Here is a 4,402-nt window from a genome sequence, read left to right as displayed (position 1 = left end):
GGGCGGCGTTACGGAAATATTTCTCCACCATCTTAGCGGTTGCTTTAACATTCCTCAGAGGAATGCAGTTTTAAATCTTACAATTTTAATTTTCTACTGTACTCGGCACCAGCCGATCGCCGATTAAACCTTCAGATTCAAAGCAACTTATTTGCTCTACTTCCCTAATTTCTCTCACCTTAGCCTCCAAATCAAATGGCTGTCCGCAATCCCAAATTCTGATTTCTAACCGTCCCTTAAATACCCAGATTTCCAGTTTGATAGGAGTTTCCAAAGGCATACCCCGATGAGCGTGACGCACCGCATTAGTAAAACCTTCGGCTAGAGCTAGCTGGCACTTCCACCAAACTAATTTAGGAATTGGTAACTTACCTAACTGATCGTACCACTGCAAAACTTCATTCAAAGCACTCAGCTCAGTCTTGACTTGGAGGCGAATTTTTTTTATAAGTAAGTCGCCACTCAGTTCGGGATTATCTTTGTCTTTTGAGAAGTTCCAGGGGTAGAGAAACTCTATTAACCGATCTAAAATCTTCCTTTTTTCGAGATTGGGGGGTAGAGAAATTATTTCTTCATAAGTTTTGGTAATCCTCAAACAATTTCGACTAGCCGCAGTGCGCGTATAACTTAGCTCATCTGCTAACTGCCACATGAGTTTTATGCCTCTTCCCCCTTCGGGGATTTCATCTATATTAAACGACATCTTTAAATCTCCTTATGTTATGGTATTGGCTGGATTAAAACTCACGTTTCCATCGGAGGCTTCTTTTTTTTACAAATCTTTATAAATCTCAGGGCTTGGCAGCTCGTGCCGATCGCTTGCTAAGTTGGCAAAATTTTATGAACTTAGCCTTTCATCCCTGAGTATTTCTACTGTTTCGAGGAAACGAATCGCACCCTATATTTATACACTACCATTGGCAATCGCGATCGCAGTGTTTTAGGAGTAATTGCTGCGAACAGGGCAACATTTTCAAGGGCGCTCACTATTATACTACTGGTATAGTCAAATAGGTTGGGGGACAATAGCCATGAGGAATCACCCCCATTAGCCACTAAGCATCGGAGCCTCAAACCTAGATACCTATAGGGAGAGCGAGGGTAGCGCCGCCTTTGAAGTAAATTTACTTTAAATAAAAAATGAAAAATGAAAAACAAAGAATGAAAAATTCATGGGAATTTTTCATTCTTTATCCTAAAGTTACAGGAGTGTCAATTAGGAGTGCTTAAAAACTAGGCTTTAGCAAAATACATTAGTTTGGAGCCAAGACTTGATAGACTTCAGTTGTTCATCAGAGATATCAATTAAAATTAACCAGTCTCTCCGCAAAGCATAAAATACTCTGTGAACTAAGTTTTTTTCTTCGTCGTCCAGAATATCTGATAGCAACGCTAAGCTCAAAAGATTGAAGTCCATACCGCTAACTTGGCGGGATGTTAAAATTTTGCTGATTACTTCTTGCAGCGGCAGGAGGTGGTTGTTGGTGGACATGAATTGTCATCTCCTTTTCTGTTGCTGTATTCATTATCTTTCTACTTTCTCTTCAATACATTGTCTATTTGACCTAAAAAGATTAAGCTAAATTGCTTAGCAGGAGCCAGGAGCCAGGAGCCAGGAGCCAGGAGCCAGGAGCCAGGAGGCAGAAGGCAGGAGCCAGGAGGCAGAAGGTCGAAGGTCGAAGGAAAAAGACTTATAGATAGCAGTAAGACTGCCCTCTGGCGATCGCGATCGTGCTGAGGCGGCGGCAGCACTGTAATGCGTAAGCCCTGGATTTGTTAACAAAGACATTAATAAAACTTATCATTGCCGCAGAAACTATGACTTGTCGGTAGATTGTTCTTAAAGATTTGTAAACTATTATGGAGTCCTTTGCGCCTCTGATATTTTTTCAAGGAGTCCCATGAAGCAACTTGTGATTGCCGAGCGTTTCTGCCTCATTGCCCACATCGTCTCAATGGCTTTTGGACTGGCGGGGTTGTTGGTGGTGATACCCCGTCCCGAATTGATTATGAACTTGCCACCTGCTGGACAAGTTCTGTTTCAGTGGGGGATGGCTGGGGGTGGAGTAGTGTACATTATCTTCGGTGCAGCGGCGGTTGCTCTCTATGCCTATCGCACATTAGGGCTAGGGGCGACTTTGAGCTTTATGCTACCCTCCGTGTTTTTATCGCTGGGGAGCGAGTTACTAGGAACGAGTACAGGTTTTCCCTTTGGGCACTACCACTATCTCAGTGGTTTGGGCTATAAGATTGCGGGGCTAGTCCCTTTTACAATTCCGCTGTCATGGTTTTATCTAGGATTGGTTTGCTACGCGATCGCCCGGGCGGGAGTAGCTGGTAAAGATGGCAAACTCAACTGGGTGCGCCAAATCGCAGCGATCGCCTTTGGTGCATTACTACTCACATCTTGGGATTTTGTCCTCGATCCCGCCATGAGCCAGACGATCGTACCTTTCTGGGAGTTTGAAGAGCCGGGAGCCTTCTTTGGAATGCCCTACCGCAACCTGGCAGGGTGGATGGGTACAGGAGCACTGTTTATGAGTGTGGCAGCATTTTTCTGGAGGAAGACACCCAATGTATTGCAGCGATCGCAATTAGGTTTGCCCCTAGTTGTTTATTTGATTAACTTCGCCTTCGGAGCAATTATTACCATCACCTCCCTAGATTCCCGGTTCTGGTTCCCAACATTACTAGCCGTATTTTTGGGTGTAGTTCCGGCTATAGCTTTGTCGTGGATGGCCAAGCCTCAAGCCAAAGAAGCGGCTGAAACAATCTCCTATCAGGATCAATCCCCTATCAAGGCTGAAATTGCGCCTCAGCCAGTGGGATTGCGAAAATAAAGAGAAAATGGGGAGCGACCAACTATAGCAACCGCCACAACGGTTAGGACATTCTCAATCCCCCAAAAAACTATAGTCCGTCAGGGGTTAAAACCCCTGTCTCATAGTTAAAGTCGGTTAAAACCGACTAAAAGATATTATGTTAGTCGTCTGAGGACGACTTGAGCTATTAGTCAGGGGCTTCAACCCCTGGCGGGTTCCACTAGGATGATTCAATCTAGATCGCAAACCCGGTTTCTTGAGGAAACTGGGTTCCCCTAGTCCTGGTAGAATGTGAAACCACTACTTAAATTTCCAATCTAAATCTTTGATTCTTTCCCTCGCCCATTACCTATCCTCCCCTGATTTATCGATCGAAATTGCCAGTGTGGCACTGCTAGTGCTGCAATTACCAGCAGTAGCTATTCTCTTATCGCGGTTGATGAAAGGGCCCTCCCGCTATCCACCCTTGGAACCGCAGTCACCAACCCCAGATTTGGTAGGTACTTGTAGCGCGATCGTACCGACTTTAAACGAAGCCGATCGCATTTCACCTTGTCTAGCGGGATTAACTCACCAAAGTTACGAACTTCGGGAAGTAATAGTCGTTGATAGTTATTCCGAAGATGGAACGGGGGATTTAGTCAAAGCTACGGGACAAAATGACCCTCGGTTTCGCTTGATTAACGACGATCCTTTACCTCCTGGCTGGGTGGGCCGCCCTTGGGCTTTGCATACAGGTTTTTTGAACAGTTCCGATCGTAGTGAGTGGATTGTAGGCATAGATGCAGATACGCAACCCCATCCCGGTTTAATTGCCAGTTTGCTCAAGACAGCGGCTACTGAGGGTTACGATTTAATTTCCCTTTCGCCGCAGTTTATCCTTAAATATCCCGGAGAATTATGGCTGCAACCCGCCTTGCTGATGACTTTAGTTTATCGTTTTGGGCCGACGGGTACGGGGGCGGAATCGGCGGAACGAGTAATGGCAAATGGTCAGTGTTTTTTGTGTAAGCGATCGGTTTTAGCTCAATTAGGGGGCTATACAGCCGCAAAAGGTTCTTTTTGCGATGATGTCACCCTGGCTCGTTTTGCCGCCTCTGTTGGGTTTAAAGTCGGGTTTTTGGACGGTGCGAAGGTTTTGAAGGTGCGGATGTATGAGGGAGCCCTTGAAACTTGGAAGGAGTGGGGGCGATCGCTTGACTTAAAAGATGCTTCTTCTCAGGCCCAAATATGGGGGGATTTGTGGCTGTTATTAGCAGTTCAAGGCTTACCGATACCAATTTTATTGAGCTATTTATTTTTGTCTTTACCTTTTTCTCTGTCTCCATCGCCTTCTGTGCTTTTGTTAGGATTAAACCTTTTTTTGCTGGCAATTAGGGTGGCTTTGTGCTTTGCGATCGCACCCTCTTATGACCGCACGCAGGCACAATCTAAGTGGATATTTTGGCTTTCTCCTCTCGCCGATCCCTTAGCCTTTTTACGAATTCTACTCTCTGCTATTAACAAGCCTACTCAATGGCGGGGTAGGAGTTATAACTAGGGGTTAGGGGCTAGGGGCTAGGGGCTAGGGGAAGAGAGGG

4 protein-coding genes are annotated in these 4,402 nt (G+C 45.5%); 2 read left to right on the top strand and 2 right to left on the bottom strand.

Translation table 11 applies throughout. From position 1 onward, the window contains the following. Positions 1 to 85 precede the first annotated feature (85 nt). A complete protein-coding gene (locus PN499_RS14295; RefSeq protein ID WP_272032641.1) occupies positions 86 to 703 on the bottom strand; it encodes an ATP-binding protein in 618 nt (205 codons plus the stop codon). Positions 704 to 1,240: 537 nt separating this feature from the next. Beyond that, positions 1,241 to 1,492, bottom strand: coding sequence for a hypothetical protein (locus PN499_RS14290; protein ID WP_272032640.1), 252 nt, complete (start codon positions 1,490 to 1,492; stop codon positions 1,241 to 1,243). 409 nt (positions 1,493 to 1,901) lie between these two features. On the opposite strand from PN499_RS14290, the gene cruF reads away from it, so the two are divergent. After that, positions 1,902 to 2,840 carry a gamma-carotene 1'-hydroxylase CruF gene (gene cruF / locus PN499_RS14285; protein ID WP_272032639.1) on the top strand — a complete coding sequence of 313 codons (939 nt, stop codon included), beginning with the start codon at positions 1,902 to 1,904 and terminating at the stop codon, positions 2,838 to 2,840. A gap of 307 nt (positions 2,841 to 3,147) precedes the next feature. Next, a complete protein-coding gene (gene cruG, locus PN499_RS14280; RefSeq protein ID WP_272032638.1) occupies positions 3,148 to 4,362 on the top strand; it encodes a 2'-O-glycosyltransferase CruG in 1,215 nt (404 codons plus the stop codon). Positions 4,363 to 4,402: the final 40 nt, after the last annotated feature.

The organism is Kamptonema animale CS-326 (genome assembly GCF_028330895.1).
Lineage (GTDB): Bacteria > Cyanobacteriota > Cyanobacteriia > Cyanobacteriales > Microcoleaceae > Kamptonema > Kamptonema formosum.
Note: the sequence above shows the minus strand (reverse complement) of the source record. Positions and strands in the feature narration are given on the sequence as shown.

What these genes read in the sequence shown, in the direction of transcription:
- PN499_RS14295 (WP_272032641.1), bottom strand. Translation starts at nt 703, where the DNA reads ATGTCGTTTAATATAGATGAAATCCCCGAAGGGGGAAGAGGCATAAAA.
- PN499_RS14290 (WP_272032640.1), bottom strand. Translation starts at nt 1,492, where the DNA reads ATGTCCACCAACAACCACCTCCTGCCGCTGCAAGAAGTAATCAGCAAA.
- cruF (WP_272032639.1), top strand. Translation starts at nt 1,902, where the DNA reads ATGAAGCAACTTGTGATTGCCGAGCGTTTCTGCCTCATTGCCCACATC.